At 44.2% G+C, this 26,155-nt stretch carries 18 protein-coding genes and 3 pseudogenes; all 21 read left to right on the plus strand.

Annotated features, from left to right (window positions below; genetic code table 11):
• Window positions 1-601: 601 nt before the first annotated feature.
• Entirely contained in the window at window positions 602-2,647 is a 2,046-nt protein-coding gene (locus V512_RS04595) for a class I SAM-dependent DNA methyltransferase (protein WP_099829289.1), read from the plus strand.
• The gene (locus V512_RS04600) at window positions 2,644-4,026 is read left to right on the plus strand and encodes a restriction endonuclease subunit S (RefSeq protein WP_099829290.1); all 1,383 of its coding nucleotides are present in this window, start codon (window positions 2,644-2,646) and stop codon (window positions 4,024-4,026) included. Before V512_RS04595 ends, V512_RS04600 begins: the two co-directional genes overlap by 4 nt.
• Window positions 4,026-7,058 (plus strand): type I restriction endonuclease, encoded by a 3,033-nt coding sequence (locus V512_RS04605; RefSeq protein ID WP_099829291.1) that lies wholly within the window; start codon window positions 4,026-4,028, stop codon window positions 7,056-7,058. The genes V512_RS04600 and V512_RS04605 overlap by 1 nt, the downstream gene beginning before the upstream one ends.
• 19 nt (window positions 7,059-7,077) lie before the next feature.
• Window positions 7,078-7,524, plus strand: a complete 447-nt coding sequence (locus V512_RS04610) for a hypothetical protein (RefSeq protein ID WP_099829292.1) — start codon at window positions 7,078-7,080, stop codon at window positions 7,522-7,524.
• Window positions 7,476-7,979 (plus strand): hypothetical protein, encoded by a 504-nt coding sequence (locus tag V512_RS04615; RefSeq protein ID WP_133117316.1) that lies wholly within the window; start codon window positions 7,476-7,478, stop codon window positions 7,977-7,979. The genes V512_RS04610 and V512_RS04615 overlap by 49 nt, the downstream gene beginning before the upstream one ends.
• 209 nt (window positions 7,980-8,188) lie before the next feature.
• On the plus strand, window positions 8,189-8,776 hold the full coding sequence (locus V512_RS04620) for a hypothetical protein (RefSeq protein ID WP_099829294.1): 588 nt from the start codon (window positions 8,189-8,191) through the stop codon (window positions 8,774-8,776).
• 177 nt (window positions 8,777-8,953) lie between these two features.
• Entirely contained in the window at window positions 8,954-10,015 is a 1,062-nt protein-coding gene (locus tag V512_RS04625) for a hypothetical protein (RefSeq protein ID WP_133117317.1), read from the plus strand.
• A gap of 222 nt (window positions 10,016-10,237) precedes the next feature.
• Entirely contained in the window at window positions 10,238-11,593 is a 1,356-nt protein-coding gene (locus V512_RS04630) for an ATP-binding protein (protein ID WP_099829296.1), read from the plus strand.
• Between the two features lie 717 nt (window positions 11,594-12,310).
• A pseudogene (locus V512_RS15345) lies at window positions 12,311-12,415 on the plus strand (cytoplasmic protein); the annotation flags it as partial.
• Window positions 12,416-12,614: 199 nt separating this feature from the next.
• A pseudogene (locus V512_RS15350) lies at window positions 12,615-12,719 on the plus strand (cytoplasmic protein); the annotation flags it as partial.
• Window positions 12,720-13,723: 1,004 nt separating this feature from the next.
• Window positions 13,724-16,108 carry an AAA family ATPase gene (locus tag V512_RS04650; protein WP_099829298.1) on the plus strand — a complete coding sequence of 795 codons (2,385 nt, stop codon included), beginning with the start codon at window positions 13,724-13,726 and terminating at the stop codon, window positions 16,106-16,108.
• Window positions 16,105-17,166 carry a 5-methylcytosine-specific restriction endonuclease system specificity protein McrC gene (gene mcrC, locus V512_RS04655; protein ID WP_207759735.1) on the plus strand — a complete coding sequence of 354 codons (1,062 nt, stop codon included), beginning with the start codon at window positions 16,105-16,107 and terminating at the stop codon, window positions 17,164-17,166. The genes V512_RS04650 and mcrC overlap by 4 nt, the downstream gene beginning before the upstream one ends.
• Before the next feature lie 397 nt (window positions 17,167-17,563).
• On the plus strand, window positions 17,564-19,765 hold the full coding sequence (locus tag V512_RS15275; RefSeq protein WP_099829299.1) for an AAA family ATPase: 2,202 nt from the start codon (window positions 17,564-17,566) through the stop codon (window positions 19,763-19,765).
• A 67-nt stretch (window positions 19,766-19,832) separates the two neighbouring features.
• On the plus strand, window positions 19,833-21,044 hold the full coding sequence (locus V512_RS04665; protein WP_165775343.1) for an McrC family protein: 1,212 nt from the start codon (window positions 19,833-19,835) through the stop codon (window positions 21,042-21,044).
• A 9-nt stretch (window positions 21,045-21,053) separates the two neighbouring features.
• Entirely contained in the window at window positions 21,054-21,581 is a 528-nt protein-coding gene (locus V512_RS04670) for a restriction endonuclease (protein ID WP_099829301.1), read from the plus strand.
• A gap of 146 nt (window positions 21,582-21,727) precedes the next feature.
• On the plus strand, window positions 21,728-22,132 hold the full coding sequence (locus tag V512_RS04675) for an HNH endonuclease (protein WP_099829302.1): 405 nt from the start codon (window positions 21,728-21,730) through the stop codon (window positions 22,130-22,132).
• Window positions 22,133-22,174: 42 nt separating this feature from the next.
• On the plus strand, window positions 22,175-22,372 hold the full coding sequence (locus tag V512_RS04680) for a hypothetical protein (RefSeq protein WP_099829303.1): 198 nt from the start codon (window positions 22,175-22,177) through the stop codon (window positions 22,370-22,372).
• Between the two features lie 260 nt (window positions 22,373-22,632).
• The gene (locus V512_RS04685; protein ID WP_133117319.1) at window positions 22,633-23,739 is read left to right on the plus strand and encodes a hypothetical protein; all 1,107 of its coding nucleotides are present in this window, start codon (window positions 22,633-22,635) and stop codon (window positions 23,737-23,739) included.
• Window positions 23,740-24,027: 288 nt separating this feature from the next.
• Window positions 24,028-24,450 carry a hypothetical protein gene (locus tag V512_RS04690; RefSeq protein WP_099829305.1) on the plus strand — a complete coding sequence of 141 codons (423 nt, stop codon included), beginning with the start codon at window positions 24,028-24,030 and terminating at the stop codon, window positions 24,448-24,450.
• Window positions 24,451-24,454: 4 nt separating this feature from the next.
• On the plus strand, window positions 24,455-25,432 hold the full coding sequence (locus V512_RS04695) for a type II TA system antitoxin MqsA family protein (protein ID WP_099829306.1): 978 nt from the start codon (window positions 24,455-24,457) through the stop codon (window positions 25,430-25,432).
• Window positions 25,433-25,918: 486 nt separating this feature from the next.
• Window positions 25,919-26,155, plus strand: a pseudogene (locus V512_RS04700) (hypothetical protein); the annotation flags it as partial.

Genomic DNA, 26,155 nt, shown 5'->3' on the forward strand with positions numbered 1-26,155 from the left:
CGACTTCATCCTGGACGTCTTGATAGACCTAGTCGTCATGTTCCTGAACAAAGGGCTGTGGAAGACTGCGATGAAGGTGTTGGTGAAGTAGCTGTCGTTAGATCGGAAATGAAAGAACAGCCTTTGTTGCGAAATTGACTAAGACTGTTCTGAAATCTTAAGAACACACACAAAAGCCATGAGAAACCCCGGAAATGACCGGGGTTTTTTTGATACGTAAACCATTGCATTTGGTTTTCTTTGTAACAATGAATATAATAGTCAACAGACGCAATCTGATCAACTTCGCAACTCTGAGCTCTACTTCTGGCAGTTACGTCCATTACACACGTCGCAAGGAGCAGCCGAATAGACATATACTGTAAACAACACACATGCGAAGAACGAGCACAGGAAGCGAGAGCAGTTTTCTAAGGTTCAGGTATTCAGATAGTGATTCAAGAGGCAGATTGAGAAATTGTAAAGCGAAGATAAGTAATCCATTTCTCTGAAGTATTTCAGAGAAAAGTTTCGGATAAAACAGACGCAGAAAGCGAACCGTTAGGGTATAGAGAACAATACATTGGTACCGATCCATCACAATGAATCAACGGAGGATAACATGACCAACTTCAACGAAATATCCAACTTCATCTGGAGTATAGCTGACCTAATAAGAGATGTCTTCAAGCGAGGGAAGTATCAGGATGTCATTCTTCCATTCACCACGCTAAAGCGCTTGGATTCTGTTCTTGAAGGCACAAAGAAAGATGTTCTCGAGACGGCAAAAAAGCTAAGCGAAAAGGGTATAGAAAATCGAGATCCCCAGCTGAGAAAGGCTTCGGGCTATGCTTTTTATAATACATCTCGCTACACATTTAGAACCCTTCTGGATGACGCTCAAAATCTGAGAGATAATCTGACTGCCTACATAAACTCCTTCAGTCCAAATGTTAGGGAAATAATGGAGAAATTCGACTTCTTCAGAACTATTGAAAAGCTCGATCAATCTGGTCTCTTGTATCTTGTTATGCAAAGATTCAACGACAGCCATCTAGATCTTCATCCCGACAAAGTTGACAATCTTACAATGGGCTATGTATTTGAGGACCTCATCCGCAGATTCAACGAAGCGCTCAACGAAAACCCCGGGGAACATTTCACCCCTAGAGAAGTCATTAAAGTTATGGTCAATCTCTCGGTGAACAACGACAAGGAGATCCGCGAGAAAAATCACATTGTGAGAACGATATACGACCCTTGCTGTGGATCCGGTGGAATGCTCTCGATCGCCAAGGAAAGAATCATGGAAATAAATGCGGAAACGGAGGTCTATCTCTACGGTCAGGAGGTCAACCCTGAAACCTATGCCCTCTGTAAGTCAGATATGCTAATAAAGAGTGTTGATGGGAGAGATGCCGAAAATATAAGAGATGAATCGACACTATCCAAAGACAAGTTCCCGAACGACAGATTCGACATAATACTTGCCAATCCGCCTTATGGCAAAGACTGGAGTCAGGACGAAAAGACCGTAAGATACGAAGCCTCAAGAGGAACCGCCGGTCGATTCTCGGCCGGACTTCCGCGAAAAAGCGACGGGCAACTCCTCTTCCTTCAGCACATGATCTCAAAGATGCGCCCCATTGAAGAAGGTGGAAGCCGCATAGCAATAATCATGAACGGATCTCCTCTTTTCACTGGTGATGCCGGAAGCGGAGAGAGCGAAATAAGGCGCTGGATAATAGAGAATGACTGGCTTGAAGCGATCATCGCGATGCCAGAACAGCTCTTCTATAACACAGGAATAGCTACATACATATGGCTGATCACCAACAAGAAAGAAGAGAGGCGAAAAGGGAAAGTGCAGCTAATAGACGCTACCTCTCTCTGGTCTCCCATGAGAAAAAGCCTCGGCAACAAACGTAGAGAGCTCACGGAAGAACATATACGCAAGATAACCGAGCTGTATAACGACTTCAAGAACGAGGAGCAGTCGAAGATCTTCCATAACGAATACTTCGGCTTCAGGAAGATAACGATTGAAAGACCTCTGAGACTTAACTTCATTGCAAATGATGAGCGCATTTCAAGACTGGATGATCAGACGGCCTTTGTTAACCTTGCCAAGAGCAAAAAGAAGAAAAGTGTCGAACAAATCTCTCTCGAAGAGACTCAAGGAAAGGAACAGCAAAAAGAAATAAAGAAAGTCCTGAGAACACTTCCTCAACGTCTTTATAGAAACAAGGCCGAATTTGAAACCGATCTTGACAAAGCATTTGAGAGCTCGACTGTGAAGCTCAACGCCCAACTAAAAAAAGCGATACTTGACGCACTCTCAGAGAGAGACGAAATGGCTGACATTTGTCTCGATTCAAAGGGCAAACCCGAACCGGACTCCGAGCTTAGAGATACAGAGACAGTCCCACTTGGAGAAGACATACATAAATACTTCGAAAGAGAGGTAAAACCCTTCGTGCCCGACGCCTGGATAAACAAGAAGATAAAAGACCCTAAAGACGGCAAGACAGGCAAAGTGGGCTATGAAATAAACTTCAACAGATACTTCTACGAGTACAAACCTCCCAGATCCCTTGAAGAGATACAGGCCGACCTAAACGAAGTGGAAAGAGAGATTCTCGATCTTCTTAAGGATGTGATCGAATGAGCGAGGAGATCACGAAGGATTTCAAGAGAATCGCTCCGAAACGCTGGAAGAGATACCCTCGTTACAAAGACTCGGGAGTTGAATGGATCGGTGAGATACCGACCAACTGGAGAGTATATAGACTGAAAGAACTTGCAAGGATGAATCCTTCAAAGACTGAAAAGAATCATCTTCCAGATGATCTGGAAGTGAGTTTTGTTCCAATGGAATCTATTGGAGAATACGGGGGGATTTCCGGAGCAGAAGCGAAGAAACTCTTGGATGTTAAGCAAGGTTATACGTATTTCGCAGAAGGTGATCTGATCGTAGCGAAGATAACTCCTTGCTTTGAAAACTATAAAGGAGCAATAGCCACAGATCTTGTAAACGGTATAGGATTTGGTACAACCGAATTGTTTGTACTAAGGCCAAATGAACGGTCTGACTCTAGGTACCTTTTTTATGTTTCGATTTCCAAAGCTTTTAGAGAAACTGGAAGCAAAATAATGCACGGAGCTGCTGGTCAGAAGAGGATAACAGTTGACTTCATCAACAACTATCCTGTAGCCTTACCTAAACCTGAAGAACAAAGTCAAATAGTGGGCTTTCTGGATGAAACGCTAAAGAGAGTAGATTCCCTAATCACTAAGAAGCAGCGTCTGATAAAACTCCTGAAGGAAAAGCGGGCGGCGATAATTGCGCGAGCCGTGACTAAAGGTCTCGATCCCAACGCTCCCATGAAAGACTCGGGAGTCGAATGGATCGGGGAGATACCGGAAGGGTGGGGTGTAGCAAAACTGAAGAGGGCGGTAAATCACGTTGGAAGGGGAATTAGTCCAAACTATGCAGAGAAGAGTTCGATTGCGGTAATCAATCAAGCATGCATCTACTGGGAGGGGATAAGCGAAGATGATCTCAAGTACCATGAGGAAACCGATATCTCTGAGCTGAGAAAAGGGTTGCTCAAGAAAGGCGATTTGCTACTCAACTCCACTGGGACGGGCACCCTTGGGCGTGCTTTGCTTTTCAATCTTGATAGAATGTGCATTGCTGATAGCCATGTGACAATAGTACGTTGCGACCGCAAGTTATTGATCCCTTCTTTTTTAAGGCTCCTAGTCGAAACACCGCTTTATCAAGGCAAGATTCTAAATGAACTGGTCGCTGGTTCGACAAATCAAATCGAACTTTCTAGGGAGAAACTACGGGACCTAATAGTTGTTTTGCCGCCCATAGAGGAGCAAGAGAGGGTCGTCGCTTATGTTACTGAGAGAAATTACAAAATCGACTCCTTCATCTCAAAGATCGAAAAAAGCATAGAGCTTCTGAAGGAATATCGCTCCGCTCTTATCACAGCGGCCGTTACGGGCAAGATAGACGTTCGGGAGGAGGTACCGTAGTGAGCAAGACTTACGACGAGAAGAGCTTCGAAGAGGCTATTGAAAACTCTTTGCTGAAGGAAGCTCCTGTCGAATCGCTATACGGTCAGAAGGCAAAGCAGACGGCTTTCGTCAGCGGCGGTTTCTCAAGCCGGAGACCGGATGAATATGAGAAGGAACTCTGCCTTATCCCCTCCGATCTTCTCCAGTTCATTTATGCCACCCAGCCAAAAGAATGGGAGAAATACCAGAAAGCGGCTGGTAATAAGGCCAAGGATAGCCTTCTCCAACGAGTAAAGAAAGCCGTGGACGATTATGGAACACTCCATGTCCTTCGAAAAGGGATTAAGTCTCTCGGCTCGCACTTCAAACTCGCTTTTTACAAGCCAGTAACCGGCATGAACGAGACCCTTCAAGAGCTGTACAGAGCTAACATCTTCTCGGTAGTGAGACAGCTGAAATACAGCATGAAAAATGAAAACAGTCTGGATATGGTGGTTTTTGTCAACGGCCTTCCGGTGTTCACTGCCGAGTTGAAGAACCATCTTACCGGTCAGACTGTTGAAGATGCTATGCGCCAGTACAAAAAAGATCGCGACCCCGTCGAACCGCTGTTCACATTTGGCAGGTGCCTCGCCCATTTTGCCGTTGATCCCGAACTGGTTTACATGACGACTGAGTTGAAGAAGGACGCGACACGTTTTCTCCCTTTCAACAGGGGTGATGGCACCGGTGCTGGAAATCCCCCTTCTGGCTACAACAAATATGCCACTTCTTATCTCTGGGAAGAGGTCTGGTCGAGAGACGGGATACTCGACCTCATACAGAACTTCATTCAGGTAATAGATATTCTAGATGAAGATGGAAGGCCAACCGGAAAGAAGGCAATGATCTTCCCCAGATACCATCAGCTGGACGCAGTTCACCGCTTAATAGAGGATTCGAAAGCTAGCGGAACTGGGAACAGTTACCTAGTGCAACACAGCGCAGGCAGCGGGAAAAGCTTCACGATAGCCTGGCTAGCCTACCATCTTTCCAATTTACACGTTGATGATAGAAGGCTCTTTGATTCTGTGATAGTGGTAACCGACAGAAGAGTCTTAGATAGACAGCTTCAGAACACTATAGGGCAGTTCGAAGATGTGAAGGGAAAGCTTGAGAACATTGACAAGACTTCTCGTCAGTTACGAGAGGCGCTCGAAAACGGAAGAGACATAATTGTCACGACCCTTCAGAAGTTCCCTGTCATTGTGGATCAGATAGGGGAACTGAAGAGTGATAGATTCGCAGTAATAATAGACGAAGCTCATTCCTCTCAGAGCGGCGAGACTGTCAGGGACATGAACGAGGTTCTCTCGGTGGAGACACTTGAAGAAGCCGAGATCAAGGACGGAGCTGAATCAGAAGATCTCGAAGACAAGATAACGGATGAGATGAAGAAGAGAGGAAGACTGCCGAATGTAAGCTACTTCGCATTCACGGCAACTCCAAAGAACAAAACCCTTGAGACGTTCGGGGTCAAAAGAGCCGACGGCAAATTCGAACCTTTCAGTCTATATTCCATGAGACAGGCGATAGAGGAAGGCTTTATAATGGATGTTCTCGAGAATTACACGACCTTCAAGACCTATTTCAGACTGCTCAAGAAGATCGAAGAGGATCCGCAGTTCGAAAAGGCCAAAGCCTCTTACCTTCTCCAGAAGTTCGTCAGAGAAAGCGAATACACGATCTCGAAGAAGATTGAGATAATCATTGAGCACTTCAGGCAATTCACTATGGACAGAATCAAAGGTCGAGCTAAGGCAATGATCGTGACGAGCTCAAGGCTCCACGCTGTAAGATATCGTCAGGCATTCGATAGATACGTGAAGGAGAAGGGCTACGACACGATAAAGGCTCTCGTCGCATTTTCAGGGACTGTTCGTGACGGTGGTATGGAATACACCGAAGCGAAAATGAACGGCTTCTCTGAATCACAAACGGCTGGGGAGTTCAACACCGACAAATTCCGATTTCTGATAGTTGCAAATAAGTTTCTGACAGGCTTTGACCAACCGCTTCTGCATACAATGTATGTCGATAAGAGACTTAACGGGGTACATGCGGTTCAAACACTAAGCCGGCTAAACAGAATTCACCCTGACAAGAAAGATACTATGATTCTTGATTTCGTGAATGAAGCCGAAGAAATCGAAAAGTCTTTCCAGCCATACTATGAAAAGACATTGCTCACTGAAGGAACCGATCCCGACACTTTGTACGATCTGGAGACAGTTTTGGAGCAATTTCAGCTATACAGTCAAGATGACGTGGACAGATTTGCAGAAGTCTATTTTTCTGAGAAGCCAAAACACTCTGATTATTATAATTGCCTCAAGCCTGTAATATCGAGTTTTGAAGAGGTTGAGGAAGATGTCAAGCTTGACTTTCGTAAGACACTTACTCGATTCGTTCATCTATACTCTTTCCTTTCCAGAATTATCACTTTCTCCGATCCGGGACTGGAGAAGCTGTATCACTTTGCGAGATTCCTTCTAAGAAGACTTCCAATTCCCAGAGGGCAGCTCCCCTTGGAAGTGCTTGAGGATATAGATATGGAATCTCTGCGAATCCAGAAGTCCTCAAAGGGGAAAATTCAATTGGAGAGAGGCCCAGGTGAGTTGAAGCCTACAAATGGTAGTGCTGAAACAGGGACATTTGTTAACGAACAAGAACTTCTATCCAAGATCATAGAAGATTTGAACGAAAGATTCGGCACCGAATTCACCGAAGAAGACAAAGTGTTCCTCAGTCAGCTTCAAGAAAGACTGGAGAAGAACGAAGCGCTCAGAAACAGCGTGCAGGTAAATCCCCCTTCCAGTGCCAGACTTACATTTGACAACATCGCCAACGACATAATCCAGGACATGATCGACTCGAATATCAAATTCTACAAGAAGATAAACGACGACCAAGACTTTGCCAGCACGCTCCTTGACTTCCTGTTTGACAGATACTTGAAGTCAAAAAAGGAGACTGTGAGTGATGCAACCAGTGAAAAACAGGATCACTAATTAGCTCAGGAGGTAATTTATGTTCAGAAAGAGAAAGGCATCTGAAGATGCCTCAGGGATTTTGGAACCAACGGACATTGTCGTTCCAGTCTATCTTGATGCAGAAATCATGCTTGACATCCTTGCAACTCTTGATAATGGATTATCTCTCAGTGAAAAAATCAAGATCACAAGTGGAGAGCTTTCTGAAAGGGAAGGCAGTGTCGGGATTTCGCTATCTAAAGTATTGCCATTTGTAGATATCTCTGCCAGCGGAGGCTTGTCAAAAAGCAAGGCTTTGAGTTCCGAAAGCCAGTCTGAAAGAGTTCAAACGCCTGGCTCACTGTTCAACAAAGTGAGAACGAAGCTAATTAAAAGTCAGATATTAGAAGAATCGAAACTATTGAGGACTGGAATGCTCTTACAGAAGGTAGCTTTGTGGAGATCATCGGAAATTTCTCACCAAATCCGATTTCCTCTTCTATAGAGAGACTATTGGAAGTACTGAAGATTTTCGAACCGGTGTTTACACCAAATATAGGTGACAATCAACTTGGGTTCAAGGTAATGAAGGATATTATGAATTCACTAATCGGCGACATAGACAAATCAGAATCAAGGTTCTATCTAATAAACCTTGTGGATATGCAAGACCACAAAGCATTATCCCAACTGTCCAAAAATCATCTGCAAGATGGGTCAAGAGAGATTATTCCGAAAGGTAACTACAAACTACTCGGGAAAGTAGTGAAGAAGATTGATGAAGGTCATATTAGTACACTAGAGTCTTCTACGATTTTGGGCATCCTTGACGAGCAAATGATTCAAGGATTTCTGCGATCCTTTGAGGAGTTAGCAAAGAATGGGTTTAAAATTCCTGGCCTGAAAGATGAAATTGACGCACCACTTGTCGTAGTTCTACCAATTGCGGTTTACATTTGAGAAAGGGCATTCTCATACTAGGGGTTGAGAGTTTTTTGAGTAAGCGCCAATGGGAGATTAAAAATAGAACATGAGATGGTTAGTACTCAGCAATGGCCATAGCAGCAGGAATAGGCACTTAGGGAGTTATCAACTGTACTGTGAAGCAATAATACAGTGTGTTATGAGATGAAGCAAGAGCGGTAAATCACTGTGAAGGAGTTAAGGGCGTGAATCAGGTAAATGATTACATTGAGGCACTGGTTTCTGGAGATATGTTGAGAATCTCATTGCTCTCACTTTTCCTGATCGTATTTGCGATTGTGACTGGAGTAACTAATGAGAAATTTCGGTGGCTGGTCAACTGGAGAGTCCTCTTGAGAATCTTATTCTCCGTGCTTATTTGTCTGGAAACAGTGGTTTTCTTCAAGAAGAATCTCATTTTCACAGTTCTTGGTTATTCTTCCGCAGCTGTTATTGCATTCATTGGCCTATTATTTAGAGAATACATGATCTTCCCAGAGAATTGTCTGCTGAGATGGACTAAGCGGAAGTATGAAGCTCTGGATTTTAACGAGGGTCAAAACTTTCCTGACAAAAAGATCTTTTTTGGCTTATCTGTACCTTTCAAAATCGAGTATCTCCATATTCTTGCAAGCTATTTGCTGGACAATGATGATCTACACGGTGCCTATAGAGTCTATAAGAGAATCGAAAGCTTTTCTCTTTTCGATTCGGAAAGGACGAGGCTCAACATTATCAAAGCACAGCTGTTCTGCTTAGCTGGAAATATCAAGGGAGCCGAGTTGATTCTTTGAAAAATGGATATCTCTCATTACCCAGAACTCAAGACATCATTCCTTATTTCTTCTTCTCTGCTGGCTGAAAGCAAAGGAAACCTAGAAGAAGCGTCTGATCTGCTGAGCGAGGCATTAAAAGAAAACGAAGACAAGGCAGGCACCGTAGTTATCAATAACTTGGGAAGGTTGAAGTATATGAGAGGGAATGATCTCGAAGCCATGAGGTACTATGAGAAAGCGCTTTTTTCAGCTGGGGATAAGGTTAAGAAAAGGAGCAAGAGCATTGCGTTTCAAAACCTCATAGACCTTTATGTCAGAAACGGGGAACTTGAGAAAGCTTCATGGACGTTTGAGAAATTCAAAACTGAATTCTCAAACGGAGGCATTTATGACAAAGCAAGATTCTTCAGCTACCAAATGGTCTATGGAAGACAAATAGGAAACAGAAGCCTGATTCTTGATTCAATTGCGGCGATCCTAATAGATGTTATTCCAAGTCTTCCGAAAAAGAGTCAACTGATTATGCTTGTTTCAACACTAAAAGCTGTGTACGATCTGAGCCCAATCACGCCAATGCTGACAATCAATTCGTTAACGGTAACTATGCCAGACGTTCATGATAACTTGACTCAACTATTGACACTTTTGTATGCAGTTAGGCAGAAATGGGAAGAAATTAGTATGTTGCCATTTGAAAAACTATTCGAGTTGAACAAAGAACTATTCTACATACTTACCCGATTAGCAGATTCAAATCTCATTGAGCCTTTCAGACAAATATACGGTGAGCTGTGCTCGTTTTTTCGCGACTCTATTGATTCTATCGATCGGAAAGTTCTAAGTCTCGGTGAACCTTTCGTCTATGAGAGATGGCAATGGGAGAACAACAGATTGTTTGCTGCACGATTCTTTCAGAAAGAGATGAATCAGGCTGAATGGCCCGGATATTTGACGAAAGTCGTTGATCATATGGAAGACCTAATACAAGAACTTGACGATAACGACGCAGTTCTCTTATCTGTAGAGGCCAAGCTGTATCTTGTTGATGAGGTATTAGCTACAATCGATCATAAAAGCGGAAGTTCCATTCAGAATGACCTAATTGAAAAATCTAGAAAGTATCTCACTGAAACTGATAATCAAATTACAGCCATAGGAAATCACGTTTCGTTCTGTAGCTTCTATATTAGGATAGCCTTCTATGCAATGACGCTGGGTGAGTGTAGTTTGTGTTCAAAGTATTACAACTGCTTCTAGAAACTGGGGTTTCAGTGCATCAATTCAGTCAATGGATCAGACAGTACTTTGCAGAAGTGGAGAGGTACGTTTTGAGCTGCATCGATAATTCAGGAAATTAGTTGCGACGCAGCTTTTATGGCCTGCGTTATCAGGACAAATAGGGATTCCTTTTTTTTTTGCTAAAATCGAGTGCATAAGTTGAGATATAATGAAAAACCATCAAAACAAGGAGATCAATACATGAGCAAGGAAAACCAAGCTGTTGAATTTAAAGAATCCTGGCGTGATGATTATCTGCGCTGGGTCTGTGGTTTTGCCAATTCTCATGGAGGCACTCTGATCATCGGCAAAAATGATCGAGGTGAGGCAGTCGGTGTTGCTGAAAGTGCAAAGCTGATGGAGGAATTACCCAATAAAATCCGTGATCTTTTGGGAATAATTGTCGAAGTAAACCTGCTTGCTGAAGAAGGAGCAGAATTGCTGGAAGTTAATGTGCCTGCCTACACCAACCCGATTAGCTATCGGGGTCATTACTACATTCGTAGCGGCAGTACCCTGCAGGAAATCAAAGGCGCCGCGCTGGATCGTTTTCTGCTGCAGAAACAGGGACGCACATGGGATTCTGTACCCCTGCCAGGGGTTGCAATAAATGATTTGTCTTTGGTGAGCCTCAAAAAATTTCGTGAGCTGGCTACCGTCAGCGGACGCTTAAGTGATGCGGATTTATCGGCAGCAGATCCGGAGCTGCTTGAAAAGCTTAAATTAACTGAAGGCTCATACCTGAAACGATCGGCTGTACTGCTCTTCCATGAAGATCCTGATCGGTTTATCACCGGGGCTTTTATCAAAATTGGCTTTTTTGTTTCAGAGTCTGAACTTGCCTATCATGATGAAATTCACGGCTCTCTTTTTTCACAGGCACATACAGTAATTGATCTACTTCGAACCAAATACATGAAAGCCGCCATCATCTATGAAGGTCTTCAGAGAATCGAGCGGTTCCCAGTACCTTACGAGGCGTTGCGCGAGGCCGTACTTAATGCGCTGGTTCATAGGGATTATTCAGTGCCTGCGCCAATACAGATTCGGGTCTATGAGAACAAACTGAAAATCTGGAATCCTGCAGTACTGCCTGAAGGGTGGAGTTTGAAAACATTATTGGGCGCACATGCATCCCATCCCTATAATCCGGATGTGGCAAACGCTTTTTTCCGCTCCGGGGAAATTGAATCCTGGGGTCGGGGGATTGAACGAATATTCTCAGCTTGCCGTAGTTCGGATTCGCCGCCTCCCAGTATTCAACTGGAAGGACATGATCTCTGGGTGGAATTCCCATTTTCCGATAATTATCTGGATACAATGCGGGGAAAAGTAAGTAGCAAGGGTAGTGCTACCCAAGAAACTACCCAAGAAACTACCCAAGAAAAAATCGTTCTCTTGCTAAGGGAGAAACCATCTATTACCCGTCGTCAACTGGCACAAGAACTGGCATTGAGCGAGGATGGTATAAAATATCATCTGAGAAAGCTCAAAGAACAGAATCGCATACGCCATGTAGGGGCAACAAAAAAAGGCTATTGGGAAGTGTTGAAATGAAACCATCGGAAAGATACAAGCTCGATGAGCGCAACCATGTAATAAATAGGGTCATGTAATAAATAGGGTCAGACTCCATTTTTCACACTGAATGAGAAATCGAAGGTAAAAGTCTGTGAGAGTGTTTCTAAGGACAGAAAAGAGAAATTATGCACAGCCTTTCTCCTCTACGCCTACGGGGACACCCCCATTCAAAGAGAATATGCCAACATGGTTCACATGAAAACAACGTTGTACGTCGACGGTCCACCGTCCTTCGGGAAGACCGATAAGATAAGATCAATCGTTGAGAAAGAGCATTATCGAGAGTTAGCTCACTCACGAGAAGAGCGAGATTCTGAGCAGGATCATCTCAGAATGACGTGATGCAAGAGAAGGCTATCATCCCATGTCACTCGTACAGACTCCTTACTTCATCACCAGTAAGCCTGCCCTGAAAAGCTTGCTCCAATATGCGCCTGTTTGGGGCCTCTGTTCAGTGTCATCCCGTAATATCCCCACTCCGTCATCCCATGATGGGTCTGCACGGGATCTCGCCCTGAGAGCCGCTATTCGCTTAAGAACAAGAACCCGCTGTTCTCTGTGGAGAACCCTCCTTCGTGACTCGTCCCGGATCATGGACCCGTCCTTGGATAACATCAAGCGAGAAAGAGCATTGTCGAGACGTTCGCTGTAGAATAAAAATAAATAGGGTCAGACTCCATTTTTCACTGCTATGTGAGTAATTGCAATCGCCGCCAGCTCTATCGTTACCTGCGTTTTTACCGGCTTTATCCTCAAATTGTGGGGACACTGTCCGCACAATTGAAAACCACGCTGCCTGCGGACTTACATAAATAAACGCGTCAGACTCCATTTTTCACTGCTGCGAACACTACAAGGAGATCGTTGAAAAATCGAAAGCAGAAACAGGCTAGGAGGCAACGCCTTGGAATTAAAAAAATCTGCGAAAAACTGACAGATTCTCTTATATTGTAGCTAAATAAAATAAATAGGGTCAGACTCCATTTTTCACTGCTATGTGAGTAATTGCAATCGCCGCCAGCTCTATCGTTACCTGCGTTTTTACCGGCTTTATCCTCAAATTGTGGGGACACTGTCCGCACAATTGAAAACCATGCTGCCTGCGGACTTACATAAATAAACGCGTCAGACTCCATTTTTCACTGCTGCGAACACTACAAGGAGATCGTTGAGAAAACGAAAGCAGAAACAGGCTAGGAGGCAACGCCATGAATTAAAAAAATCTGCGAGAAACTGACAGATTCTCTTATATTGTAGCTAAGTGGGACTTGAACGTTGCCTTTTGGAGAGCAGTAGACAAAACCTGAAGAGTCTTAAGCACAGAAGAAATCACGCTATGACTTGCAGTCACTAGAAGACATTGTAGACATCGTGACCGGGGCGACTACGATCCCGTTGGAGCCTATAGTCAACATCTCGAGCACGCTATGTATAGTCTCTCAGAAAAGTCCCTGTAGTTATCCTGGATCCTGAAGTAGCCGTAATGCGTGTGAGGCTGGAAAATTGAGAGAAGAGAAGCGCTGAAATTAATAGAAGGAGATTGCGAGAGGATTGTTCTTGTGGGGACGCCTCGAAGGCGAGACGCGAAAAATATCGGGTGGGGCTTTTTGCCACTGCTTTACTAGAATAACGATGGGAAACGCCCCCTGACTTTTAGGCCCCATGGGATATTCCCTTTTTTCCACTCTAGATTACCCCTTAGGGTTCTCATGGAAATGATTCTCCCCGGGATTCCCTTTCTTAGGAGACAGGAGCATCCGGCGCTTCGAGAGCAAATACCCTAGGTCTGCCCAATCTTTGCAAATATCTTGTCAGGCAAAATCACCATCACTTTGAAGAAAACAAGGCAGCAGTTTGACTCTTTCCCATTGCGGCCACTCTTTGCCTACAATGTAACAAGTGTTATATTAATGTCGAGACTGTTTCTTGCTGTGCAATATCTGTTATTAGTGAGAATGATGATTTCATCTTTGAAAGCCTCCCGCAAAAACAGGCTTTCTTCTCACTACTTCTGAATAATAATGAAGCAAAAAAACGGGAGCTTTGCGGGTAGATGATGAAAGTTCCAGAAGTCTCCAAAATGCTTGAGTGTGAAGGAGTGAATTGATGTTTGACAAGTCTCTTTTGAAAGCTGTCTTAGTAGAGTATAAGAAGGATTTTGTCCGGAAGCAGTGGCCGAAAGAAAAGTATAAGTGGGAAGCAGTAAAGTGGTTTCAAGATAATTGGGATGTCAACACATCCGATTTTGCAGAAATGCTCACTCTTTCTCTCTCAAAGACAAATAATCTGCTGGCGTCTGCGAATAATTTCCCGGGAGCAATGATACAGAACTTTGCCAAGGCAGCGCCGGAAGAAGTGCGTGGTATGTTTATAGATCTCTTTGATGAAGGCAAAGAGGTCTATGAACGAGTTGAAGGCTTCAAGATGAAATCTGCAGCTTTACTTGAAAAGTACGGAAATGGTGCTATACAGCACTTCCAAAACGAAAACGCAATCAGTACTTATTTATGGCTTCGTTACCCGGATAAGTATTACATATATAAATTCAGTGAGATAGAAACGATTGTGAGCAAGCTTAAAAGCAACTATAGCTTCAAAAGAGGCGCGTATGCTGACAATATCAGAAACTTTCTCAAGCTGTATAACGAAATTTGCGCTGAATTGCGGCAGGATGAAGAACTCATTGAATTGCTGAAGTCGCAGCTTACAGAGAGCTGCTATCCAGATCCCGAACTTCGCACTCTCACTATTGATGTTGGTTTTTATATTAGCCGCTCTTATAGTGAAATGCCTGCTGAAGAGTGGCGTCCCAGAGATTATTCACCAGGGTTATCCGTTGATGATTGGGTAAGACTCCTTCAAGACAGTGAGGTATTCTATCCTAGCAGTCTCGAAATTATGAAGCGCATGAAAGACTACGGTGGGCAGGCTACGTGCACCCAACTTTCCATCAAATACGGCGAAACGAAAAACTTCTACAATGCAGGATCATCTTCTTTGGCGAAGAGGATAGCGAAAAAGACAGGATGTCCGGTAATGGATAGTGACAGCGAAAATTTCCGCTGGTGGCCGATCTTGTATGTCGGTAAGAATGCGAGTGATGATGAGGACGGCTCTTTTATATGGAAGCTGCGTGATGAGTTGGCCGAAGCACTCGATAGAATTGATCTCTCGAAAGTACAACTATATGCCTCTACTGGACCAGGTGGGGAGCGCGGGTATTGGTGGTTGAATGCCAATCCGAGAATTTGGAGTTTTTCTAATCTTGCAGTTGGTGAAGTCCAATCCTATACGCTTTACAACGAAAACGGCAACAGGCGCCGGATTTTTCAGAATTTCCTAGATGCAAAGGCCGGAGATATGATAATCGGTTATGAGGCTAGCCCGGTAAAGAAAATCGTTGCTTTAGGTAAAGTAAGTGCCGAGCAAGATGGTGAAAGAATCTACTTTGAGAAGGTTGAGGGATTTACCTCGCCTATAGATTATCAGACGTTAAGAGGTTGTCCTGAACTGGAACATATGGAGGTCTTTGTAAATCCTAATGGCAGTCTGTTCAAACTTACTAAGGGCGAATTTGATTTTATTCTTGACTTGATTCGCGAGGAGAATCCGTTGCGGGCTGCTGTCGATACTACTGTTGAAGAATATTCAAAAGAGGACTTCTTGAACGAAGTCTTTATGGCTGAGGAAAAGTATGAACGCCTACTCTCAGTCATGAAAAACAAGAAGAATATTATCTTGCAGGGAGCTCCGGGTGTTGGCAAGACTTTCGTTGCGAAGCGACTTGCTTATTCCGTCATGGGCGAGAAAGATGAAGATCGAATCGAGTTTGTTCAGTTCCATCAGAATTATTCCTACGAGGACTTCATCATGGGCTATAAACCTGTTGAGAACGGCTTCGAATTGAAGTACGGTGTGTTCTATCGTTTCTGCCAGAAAGCGGCCAACCAGCCGGATAAGGACTATTTTTTCATCATTGATGAGATTAACCGTGGCAACATGAGTAAGATTTTCGGTGAGCTACTAATGTTGATAGAACGTGATTACAGGGGAACCAAGGCTACACTTGCGTATAACGGGTTGAGCTTCTCTGTGCCTGAAAGACTGCATATAATTGGAACGATGAATACTGCCGATAGAAGCCTTGCAATGATTGACTACGCCCTCCGCCGCCGTTTCAGTTTTTTTAATATGGAACCGGGTTTTGAATCAGAAGGTTTCGGAAGGTATCAAATGGGTCTTGCAAATGAGACATTCAATGATCTTATTTCCAAGATTAAGGATCTGAACAAGGAAATAGAAAACGACAAATCTTTGGGCAAGGGATTTTGCATTGGCCACAGCTACTTCTGCGGAGCTGAAAAATGCACTGAAGAATGGATGAAGGCAATCGTTGAGTATGAAATATTGCCTATGCTCAGCGAGTATTGGTTCGATGACAATACAAAACTGCAACGCTGGGAGAATGTCTTGAATGGAGTGTTTCAGTGAAAGACAAAAGCATTCTCATAAAGAACATCTACTACATGTTGTCCTATGCTTTTCAGGCGCTAACTCAATCGAATTATGAGGATGTTGCCAAAGAAAAGTTCGAGGATCTGCATAATCTATTTGCAGCGGTTCTTGCAAAGGGAATTGGTCACCAACTGAAACAGGGGTTGTACCGAGAATATCTGAATCGTCAAGAAGATATTTCCGTTATGCGCGGCAAAATAAACATGCCCGGGACGATAAGAAACAGACTCGAGCGTAAACGGGTCCTGACTTGTGAGTATGACGAGCTGTCTGAAAACAACCAGCTCAATCAGATACTAAAAACAACGGTCATGATCCTGCTTCGACATGCAGATGTAAAGCCGGAATACAAAGACGATTTGAAAAAGAAGATGCTCTTCTTCTCCAACGTTGATACGCTTGAACCATCTTCAATAAAGTGGTCATCGATTCGCTTCCAACGCAATAACCAGACTTACCGAATGCTTGTAAGCATCTGTCAGTTGATTATTGAAGGCATGCTCATTACAACAGAAAAAGGAGGCTACAAGCTGGCTTCCTTTGTTGATGTGCAAAGAATGTCCCGGCTGTACGAGAAGTTCATCTTGGAGTATTACTATAGGAAGTTCCCATCGTTTACAGTAAGCGCATCGCAGATTCCTTGGGCTTTGGACAATGGTGTAGGAACGATGTTGCCGGTCATGCAAAGTGATATAACCATACAAAAAAAGGAAACTGTCTTAATAATTGACGCTAAATACTACGCCCAGACGACACAGGCTCAATATGACAAGCACACACTTCACTCAAGCAATTTATATCAGATTTTCACCTACGTGAAGAATAAAGATGCGGAGTTCGGCGAAAAACCTCATGTGGTCTCCGGATTGCTCCTGTACGCAAAGACCGAAGAGGAAATTCAGCCGGATAACAGTTATCTTATGAGCGGCAACAGAATCAGTGTGCGCACTTTAGATCTGAATCGCGAGTTTGCGGAAATTGCAAAGCAGCTAAATGAGATAGTCGAGGAGCACTTTGGAGTTACAGCGGCCTAAGGAGTATTAGTGCTATTTTGTCTACTCCAAAAAATCCACGCGGCAAAAACACAGCGACTCCTTTTTGGCATCACTGGAAGATGGATTGCATCCGTATATAGGTCTAGGGTTCGAAAATAACTGCAAAGAAAACCTTCTTGATGAGCAGTTTTTTGTTTGCGCACAAGAAGCCCGATGAAGAGAAATTAGTCCTAGAGATCAAATAAGCTTTTCATCATTTCAGATAACAGCTATTGTTTTCAAGATTGATTCTGAGATCTGAGAATTGGTAGACTAAATACGAACTAGGTGTTCTCGACTATTCTCTTCGGTGGCCAGTTTTTCAGTTGCTGATTGACGGATGGGTCACGGGAGAAACCAGAAAGTACGCAAATGGCCATGCAAGGAGTTGATACTCTTGGATAGTGGATTCCAATGGGTTCCATTTTACGAGGCGCTTGCTGACAAACTGCTCGACTTCAGGGATAAGCCGGGCGAACTATTCAACGTGATTAAGAAGCTTTCATCGGAGCAGCCACTGATGGAATACCTTCATTTCGAGCGAGAAGATTGGTGGGGGCCTCGACAATATCGGATCGATCCTTTCTCAGTTATGGGAGTAATGAATCGTCGAATAACAGACGCAAACAGAACCCTTCTGGCGAAAGTCCTTGGCGACGAGTTCGGAGTGAAAATCCCGGCGCCAACACAATTTGCGGGAATACCTGTTCTTGATAACAGACGGTCGTTCTTTGTTGGTGATGATGAAATGTGGAACCTTTTTGCTCACGCTTTGAAATCGGCCGATACAAATACCTTTTCTAACGAATTCAAAGAAGCATTCGAAAAGGCTGTCGCAGTTAGGATGAACGGAGTGGCGAAAATTACAATAGGGTTATTCTGGATTAGACCCAGAGTCTTTATGCCGCTTGACGGGAACTCCTGTAAGTACATAGCTAAGCACTATGAGATTAGCGTGCCAAAAGATCGTTGCAGTGGCGATGAATATGTAAGAATTCTTGATTCGCTGAAGAATGAACTTACTAAAGAGTCGCCTAGGCCATCGTTCCCAGAAATTTCACATAGAGCATGGACTGGAATCGGTCCTAAACCGCCCAGGCCACCAATACTCAAGAACTCAATAACTGCAAAGAACATTATACTTTACGGGCCCCCTGGAACGGGGAAAACCTACAGCGCTATTCAGTACGCCGTTGCTATTGTTGAGGAAAAATCTATTGCTAAAGTAAAGGCTGAGGATTACGGAGAAGTGTTCAGTCGCTATCTAAAATACAAAGACGATGGAATAATTGCTTTCACAACTTTCCACCAGTCTTTCAGCTACGAGGAGTTCATCGAGGGGATTCGTCCCGTTGTCTCCCCGGAAGAGAAAGCTGATACCAGTAGTGAAATTGAATACGAGATTCATGATGGGATTTTCAAGGCATTCTGCGATAATGCCGGGAACCCTGTCGGGGAAAAGGCAGACGCAGATTTGGGAATCGGGAAGAACCCAACAGTATGGAAGGTTTCTCTTGAAGCAGCAGGCGATAATCCCACTCGGACCGAGTGTATAGAGAATAACCACATTCGCATCGGATGGGACGAATACGGGGAGAACATATCAGATGCTACGGATTTTGGAGAGCACGGCGGAAGCAATGTTCTTAACGCCTTTTACAACAAGATGCAGATTGGCGATATCGTCCTTTCTTGCTATTCGAGCAAGACGATCGATGCTATCGGTGTTGTCACCGGCGAGCCGGAATGGCACAACGAATACCCTAATTATAAAAGGATGCGGAATGTTAGGTGGCTAGTAAAAGGGATTAACGAGGATATCGTCGACCTCAATGGTGGAAGAGCCATGACGCTTTCGACTGTGTACAAACTGTCTGTTTCCGTCTCGGATGTATTGCAGATGCTCAGAAAGCTGAAGTCAGATCTATTCAAAGAAGAAGTTAAGGTTCCAAACCGAGTCTTCATAATAGATGAGATTAACCGCGGCAATATTTCTAAGATCTTCGGGGAACTAATAACGCTGATTGAATCGTCGAAGCGTATAGGCGCAAGCGAGCAGCTACGCGCGAGACTGCCCTACTCCGGGCAGAATTTCGGTGTGCCTGATAATGTCTACATCATTGGAACCATGAACACTGCAGATCGTTCAATAGCGCTGATAGACTCCGCATTGCGCCGCAGGTTTAGCTTTGTGGAAATGCAGCCCAACTCAACGATACTAAAAGGCGTAAGTGTGGAGAACATCAACATCGCACAAATGCTCGATACGATTAACAAACGCATCACTGTGTTGCTCGATCGTGAGCATACGATCGGGCATTCCTATCTGCTCCCGCTTAGAAAAAGCGCGACTATTGAGACTCTTGCGGAGATTTTCGAAAACAGCATAGTTCCTCTCTTGCAGGAGTATTTCTACGATGACTATGAGAAGATCCAGCTCGTACTGGGAGACAACAAAAAGACAGATGATAGCACCCGCTTCATCGTGAAAAAGAGCGACACTATTGATCTGTTTGGTAGTGCCGAAATAGATTTCCCGGAGTATTACGAGGTGAACAGAGAGGCCTTCGAGATGATTGAAGCCTATAGGCAAATGTGAGATGACTTACACTATAACTGAATACAGCGGGTTTGCTTGTGAGAAGGCGGTAAATGGATATAAGGCCTTGCGTAAGGAGACCTTTGAAGCACTGGAGAACTTTATTCTCGCCAATGTCTCTGAAAAGGAAACTGAGGCGATCGAACTTCTTTCGCTATCGGCTCGAAGGGGTGTTGGCAAGGTCATAACTGCTCGGAATTACGTTGGGCTGATAGCGATGACAGACGGGACGGTAATCGAGATCCTGCCAAAAATCGCTGGCGATGAGATCGGCGAAGATGCAACAAAACGAATCTTTCTTGAGATGCTTAAGACGTTAAGAGACATCACGTTCAAGGATTTCAACGTGTCTCATCTTCACGTGGATCGACTGAATCTCTTCGAGATCTTTATAAAGATGTTCCTGGACGAGGTGACTGCACTTGCGAAACAGGGCCTCAAATCAGCTTACACGCCCGTTGAAGCAAACGAGAAGTTCTACAAAGGGAAGATCTTGACCTCACAGAACATTAAGCAGAATCTGGTCAACAAACAGCGATTCTACGTTCTCTATGATGATTTCAATGCGAACAGACCGGAGAACCGTCTGATCAAGTCCACGCTTCGCTTTCTTCTTAAAGCCACACATGACGGTCGTAACCGCCAACATGCGTCTCAATTGCTTACTCTCTTTGATAGGGTAGATTATTCTGAAAGCTACTATGAGGACTTTTCGAAGTGTTTGATCGATCGCAGCATGAACCACTACGACAAGGCCCTGTCATGGTGCCGTGTGTTCTTGCTGGGAAATAGCTTCACAGCGTATGCCGGTAACGAAGTTGCGCTTGCGCTTCTCTTTCCTATGGAAAAGGTGTTCGAGAGTTTTGTCGCTGCGAAGCTTCGTAAACATGTAGGTAGAGCCATCAACATCCGGACACAGGACGCGACTTACAGCCTGTTTGATAAGCCGAGGCGGGCCTTTGCGCTTCGACCAGATATCGTACTGGAATTTGGAGAGCGTACAGTTGTTATGGATACCAAATGGAAACTCCTCTCTGATACTGACCGAAACAGCGGAATTTCCCAGTCCGATATGTACCAGATGTACGCATATGGCAAGAAGTATGCGGCCGACAGGATCGTCTTGGTTTATCCCTATTCCGACAAGATTGGCAGGTCCGACATCGGATACAGCTCCGATGACAACGTTAGGGTTGACATTCGTTTCGTTGATCTCAGAAATCCAACTGAGAGCATCTCTGATCTACTGTCTGAGTGTCGGAGGTACTTGAATGAATAGGATAAGTCTATGATTCTATACTACTTCAAGAAGTACTGGTGGGTGGTATCTGCTGCAATCATTGCGCTTGCTTATGTGATCCCTTATCAGGCGGTTATTGGTCTGCTATTTGCGCAGATCGTCGCTGTGAATCTCGTATCCTTAAGGATCAGACGTTATTTGAAGCCCGAGCGAAATGTAAAGACTCTTAGAAACCTTCTCGTTCTCGAACTTAAGGACTTTCTCGAAAGCTACGGAGTGTCCTGTGATTTTACGCCGCGGGGCGATTATTCCTCCGTTGATCTTATCGCGGAGATCTTCGGAGAAAAGACGGTCTTCTCTATAAGAGAGGGCAATGATCAAATCCATAACTCCGAAGTGCAGAGTCTCGCCGCTTCTCTCTCAAAGCACGGAGCCAGTCACGGAGTTATTCTGGTCGATGGTCTGCTGCCTATTGAGGCAAAGAGATTGGCCGAGAGCTACGGTCTGGAATTCAAAAGATATCAGAAGTATAAGGAAGAAGTTCAGGAAGAACTCGGTCCCAATCCTAACCGCTGATGTACTTGCGGAAGAGTGATCGATCAGAATCAAAAGGAGCTTTAGAGAAGAAATTCAGAGCTTCTGGGCGGAAGGTCATACTGCCGCGAAAACTATAAGGAGATCATCGACAAATTGAAAGCAGAAACAGGCTGAGAGATGATGCCTTGCAGTTCAAGAAAGGCGAAGTCTACAAGCGGTCGCTGATTCATGAAGAGTATGGAGGGAATAGACAGAGCGGGATATCATATCCTGCCAAACATGACATGGTTTTCATATTCACAGGCTTTTCGGGAGAGGAGTACGGTTACAACGATCGATGGGAGCACGGATATTTCCTCTATTATGGCGAAGGTCAGGAAGGCGATATGGAGCTTCTAAGAGGCAACAAGGCGATCAAAACCCACAGAGAGAAAGGGAAAGCTCTCCACCTCTTTCAGAAGGTCAGTAAAGGCTTCGTCAAATACCTTGGAGAGATGGAATATGTCGATGATTTCGTAGAAGAGGGCCGGGACACCAGAGGCAATCTCCGCAAAGTGATCGTGTTCAAGTTGAAGCCAAAGGAGAGATGACTGCTCTTAGTGCAGAGATATAAGGCACCGGGGGTGATTGCAGTGATCGTGTTCGACAGAGCATGGAAGATGCTCCAGGAGATCGATGCAAGCGAAAGGAAGAAGGCGTTCGATGCGATTGTTGAACTCCTCGCTGCTTCGGAGGACGAGGGGATGCTTCAACTGAGAGACGACCTGCTGACATTCGAAGACGACATTCTAGATGATTCTGAAGATCCGATAAAGACGCTTCTAGGATGATAATCAAAGAGATACATTTACGATTGTTGTCTGGAGATCCTTACCGCTCGAATCAATACTCAGAGAACTTGATATTACCGATGATGAATTTTTGGCGTATTTGGTCTGTTTTGTAACATCGACTATTATAGTGTTAAAGGTAGCCAGCTTTGCAAATAATCGGATCTTCCAATAAAAAAACACAGAGACATATTCCAAACAGCAGGATAAGGCACTGGTGGTTTAGAAGAATTGAAAAAGGCTGGCAGGTGATGGTTGAAATGGCGTATTATATTGATCTGTTTTCGCCAGAAACATATGAAGCTTTTTCAAAGTCAGATAGAACTATTTCCGGATTTCGTATACGGCACAGAAATTTGGCAAACAAAGTTAATATCGGGGATAAACTTATATGTTACCTGACCAGACTCTCTCGCTGGATTGGTGTACTAGAAGTGACCAGCAAGCCTTTTATTGATGATTCTCCCCGTTTCTATGAAGCAAACGACCCGTTTATAGTAAGGTTCAAAGTCAAGCCACTGGTCTGGTTAGAAGTTGAGAAAGCCTTGCCAATACACGAGCCTGAGATATGGAAGGGATTATCCTTCACCAGAGACCTTCCGCCGAACTCGAATGCCTGGACCGGGAAGGTCAGGGGTAGTCTTGTTAGACTGGATGACGAAGACGGTGAGTTCTTGGAAGCAGTCCTATCAAATCAGGAACACTCCGGGAGGTTGTTCGCATACGACGTCGAAGCCTACAAGAAGTATCTACTACCTAGAGTCAGAGTTGAAAATAAAGACATACCTGTATCAGTCCCAACGGACGAGGACTCTGAAGATAAAGAAACGATAACTGAGCAAGCCGATGTGCGCGAGTCAATTAAGATTCAAGCCTTACTGGCAGATATTGGCGCTAAGATGGGAATGAAGATATGGATTCCCAGAAACGACCAAAGCAGAGTACTTTCTGAATGTAAGACCCGCAACCTGGCTATTCTGGATAGGCTACCACTTAATTACGATGAGACTACCCTAAAGACTATAGAGCAGATAGATGTTCTGTGGTTGAAAGGAAGATCTATCAAGAGGGCTTTCGAGGTAGAGCATACCACTTCAATCTACTCCGGTATTCTCAGAATGGCCGATCTGCTGGCGCTTCAGCCGAATATGGACATTAAGCTTCACATAGTAGCTCCATTCTCCAGAAAGGACAAGGTCTTTCAAGAACTGCAAAGACCTGTTTTTTCGTTGCTAGAACGTGGCCCTTTGTTTGAAACCTGCACATACCTTTCGTACGAAAGCGTAAGAGAGATAGCTTCTCTTTCTCATCTTGCACATCTTTCGGACGATGTATTAGAGGACTACAGCGAGAGTGCGGAAGATTAGGCATAACTCTTTTTCGTAGCAGACTCGCCTTTTTACATTTCATTCAAATCGGCTGTCAAGACTCGCATCTTCTGTAAGCTGAGCATCTACGATAAAGCAAGGTCGAGAAACTGGGCAAACTGAATTGCCGATCGAGACGCGGAATAAGAACTATGTCACTAAGATAGTGCTGGAATTCAGTGAACGTTTGGATGTATTCTTTTCGGACCGCTTGAGCGATGGAACCGTGACAAAAGTGTTTTTTGTTGACAAAGTTGACATAAACAATATATAATCTAGGAGAAGAGCATGGATCTGATGATGAATAAGCTGTTCTTCAATGTGCTTAGGAACAGAATACAAGAGATTATTGAAAACCGGGAATGCAATATCTACTTGCTCAGTGATGCGAAGAAGAACATAGATCTGATGAATGCTTTCTACAAGTCAGGAATAAGAGAGCATTATGATGTGCTTGAGGCCACGTGGAAGGTGGCGAGCGATATCTGCCCCGATGAGATCAAGGATGATAATCAAAGAGATACATTTACGATTGTTGTCTGGAAATACTTACCGCTTGAGTCAATACTCAGAGAGCTTGATATTACCGATGATGAATTCCTGGCCCCAGAAGACTATGAATACAAAGACAAAGTCTATTTCAAGCTGAGTTATAGCTTTAGGGAAAGGCTGATCTGTCTATCTTTGCATCTTGCAGAGTACGGGAGTTGATTTCATGAGATGTCCCGAATGTGGAAGGGAAATGCGCCTATCTAAGGAAGAGAGCATCGAGAGTTTCAAGGGAAGTCAAGTCAGACTTTCCTACGATGTCTATACTTGTGATGAATGTGGAAGTTCATATGTAGATGCCCGATCTCTCGATGAAGCCTGGAAGAAGATCTGGGAAGATTATGAGAAGGCTAATTGCATCCCGTCGCCGGCAGATCTCAGGAAAGCCAGAGAGAATCTGAACCTCACTCAAGAAGAGATAGCGCTACTGCTGGGAAGGACGAAGTCCCTGGTTTCTAAGCTTGAAGACGGTTCGAGAGCTCTTTCAGACAGGCTTCTCGGATCTTACACCAATCACATAATTCCAGGCGGAGAGGACTTCATCTCTTTTGTCAATTCTGCTGCGGTCCAGGGAAGGATCTCGCCGGACGATCGAGACAGAATAGTCGGCAAGACCAGCATTGGAAATGAATCCCGGCTTTCTCTTAGAGAGAGTATGATTATTGAAGCTCACGGAAATACCGAATCGTGCCTCAATGGCTTCAAGGTCTTTTCAGGAAAAACATTGAGTGCAGTCGTGGGGCGTTTCCTTTCCGAGATAGGACCTCTGGATCACATGAAATTGTTCAAGCTTATGTTCTACTCCGATACACTATCATTCGAGAGAAGGGGGATATCCATTACCGGTCTCAGGTATATTGCCAATCTCTATGGGCCTACGCCCGTAAAGTATGAAGATGTTGTCTCTTATCTTAAAGAAGCCGGAGTGGTCGAAGAAGGCAAGAAAGCCTCTGTGATGATCAAAGGAACGGCAAAGACCGATCATTTGCTCGCCGAAGAAGAGGAAATCATCGAGACGGTTGTGAAAAGATATGGTCACCTTACAAGCAGTCAGCTCTCATCTCTATCTCACAAGGAACCCTGCTGGAAAGAAACTGGAGAGAAAAAAGTCATAAAATACTGCAAGGGAATGATCAGAAACTAGTCCTGCTTGAATTACTAAACGAATGGGTAAGACTCCTAATTCTGCAGACGGATCAGTGTGAACTGTATAAGAAGCATTCTAAATGGGCCTAAATAGGGTCAGACTCCATTTTTCACACTAAACGAGAAATCGAAGATAATTCTGTGAGGATATTCCTAAGGATAGAAAAGAAAGGTTAAGCGGAGCCCTTTAGTTAAATAGAGTCAGACTCCATTTTTCACTCTAAACGAGAAATCGAAGATAAAAGTCTGTGAGAGTGTTTCAAAGGACAGAAAAGCGAAATTAAGCAATCTCGTTCCTTACTGTTGAGAAAGCAGATTCTGAGTCAAGCTCAGAATGACGTATTAAGCGTGTTTGGTATGATGGGAAGGGAGAACTTAAACTCCGTATCTAGAGCTGAACACGAACGGTCAACACTTTTTTACCAACCAATACCCTGTACGCGCAGCGTCGGGCTCATGGGTGGTACGTTGTGAGTTATGGGTGATGGGTAAGACCATTAGAGAAAGCTCTTTTCGGAGGATGCTGGACAAAGCAACAAAGCTCTTAGCACAACCATCGAAGATCGATGCCGCGAACAAGCGTGGAGGAAAGAAATATCTCAAACAGATAAACGCAGACAATGCCAGGTGGGTTCTGGATAAAGATGCGATAGAGAAATCCAGCAGGCTAGACGGATACTATGCTATCCAGACAAGTGAGAAGAAGGTTGATCCAAGAACG

Origin of the sequence: Mesotoga sp. Brook.08.105.5.1, assembly GCF_002752635.1 — a bacterium.
Classification (GTDB): Bacteria; Thermotogota; Thermotogae; order Petrotogales; family Kosmotogaceae; genus Mesotoga.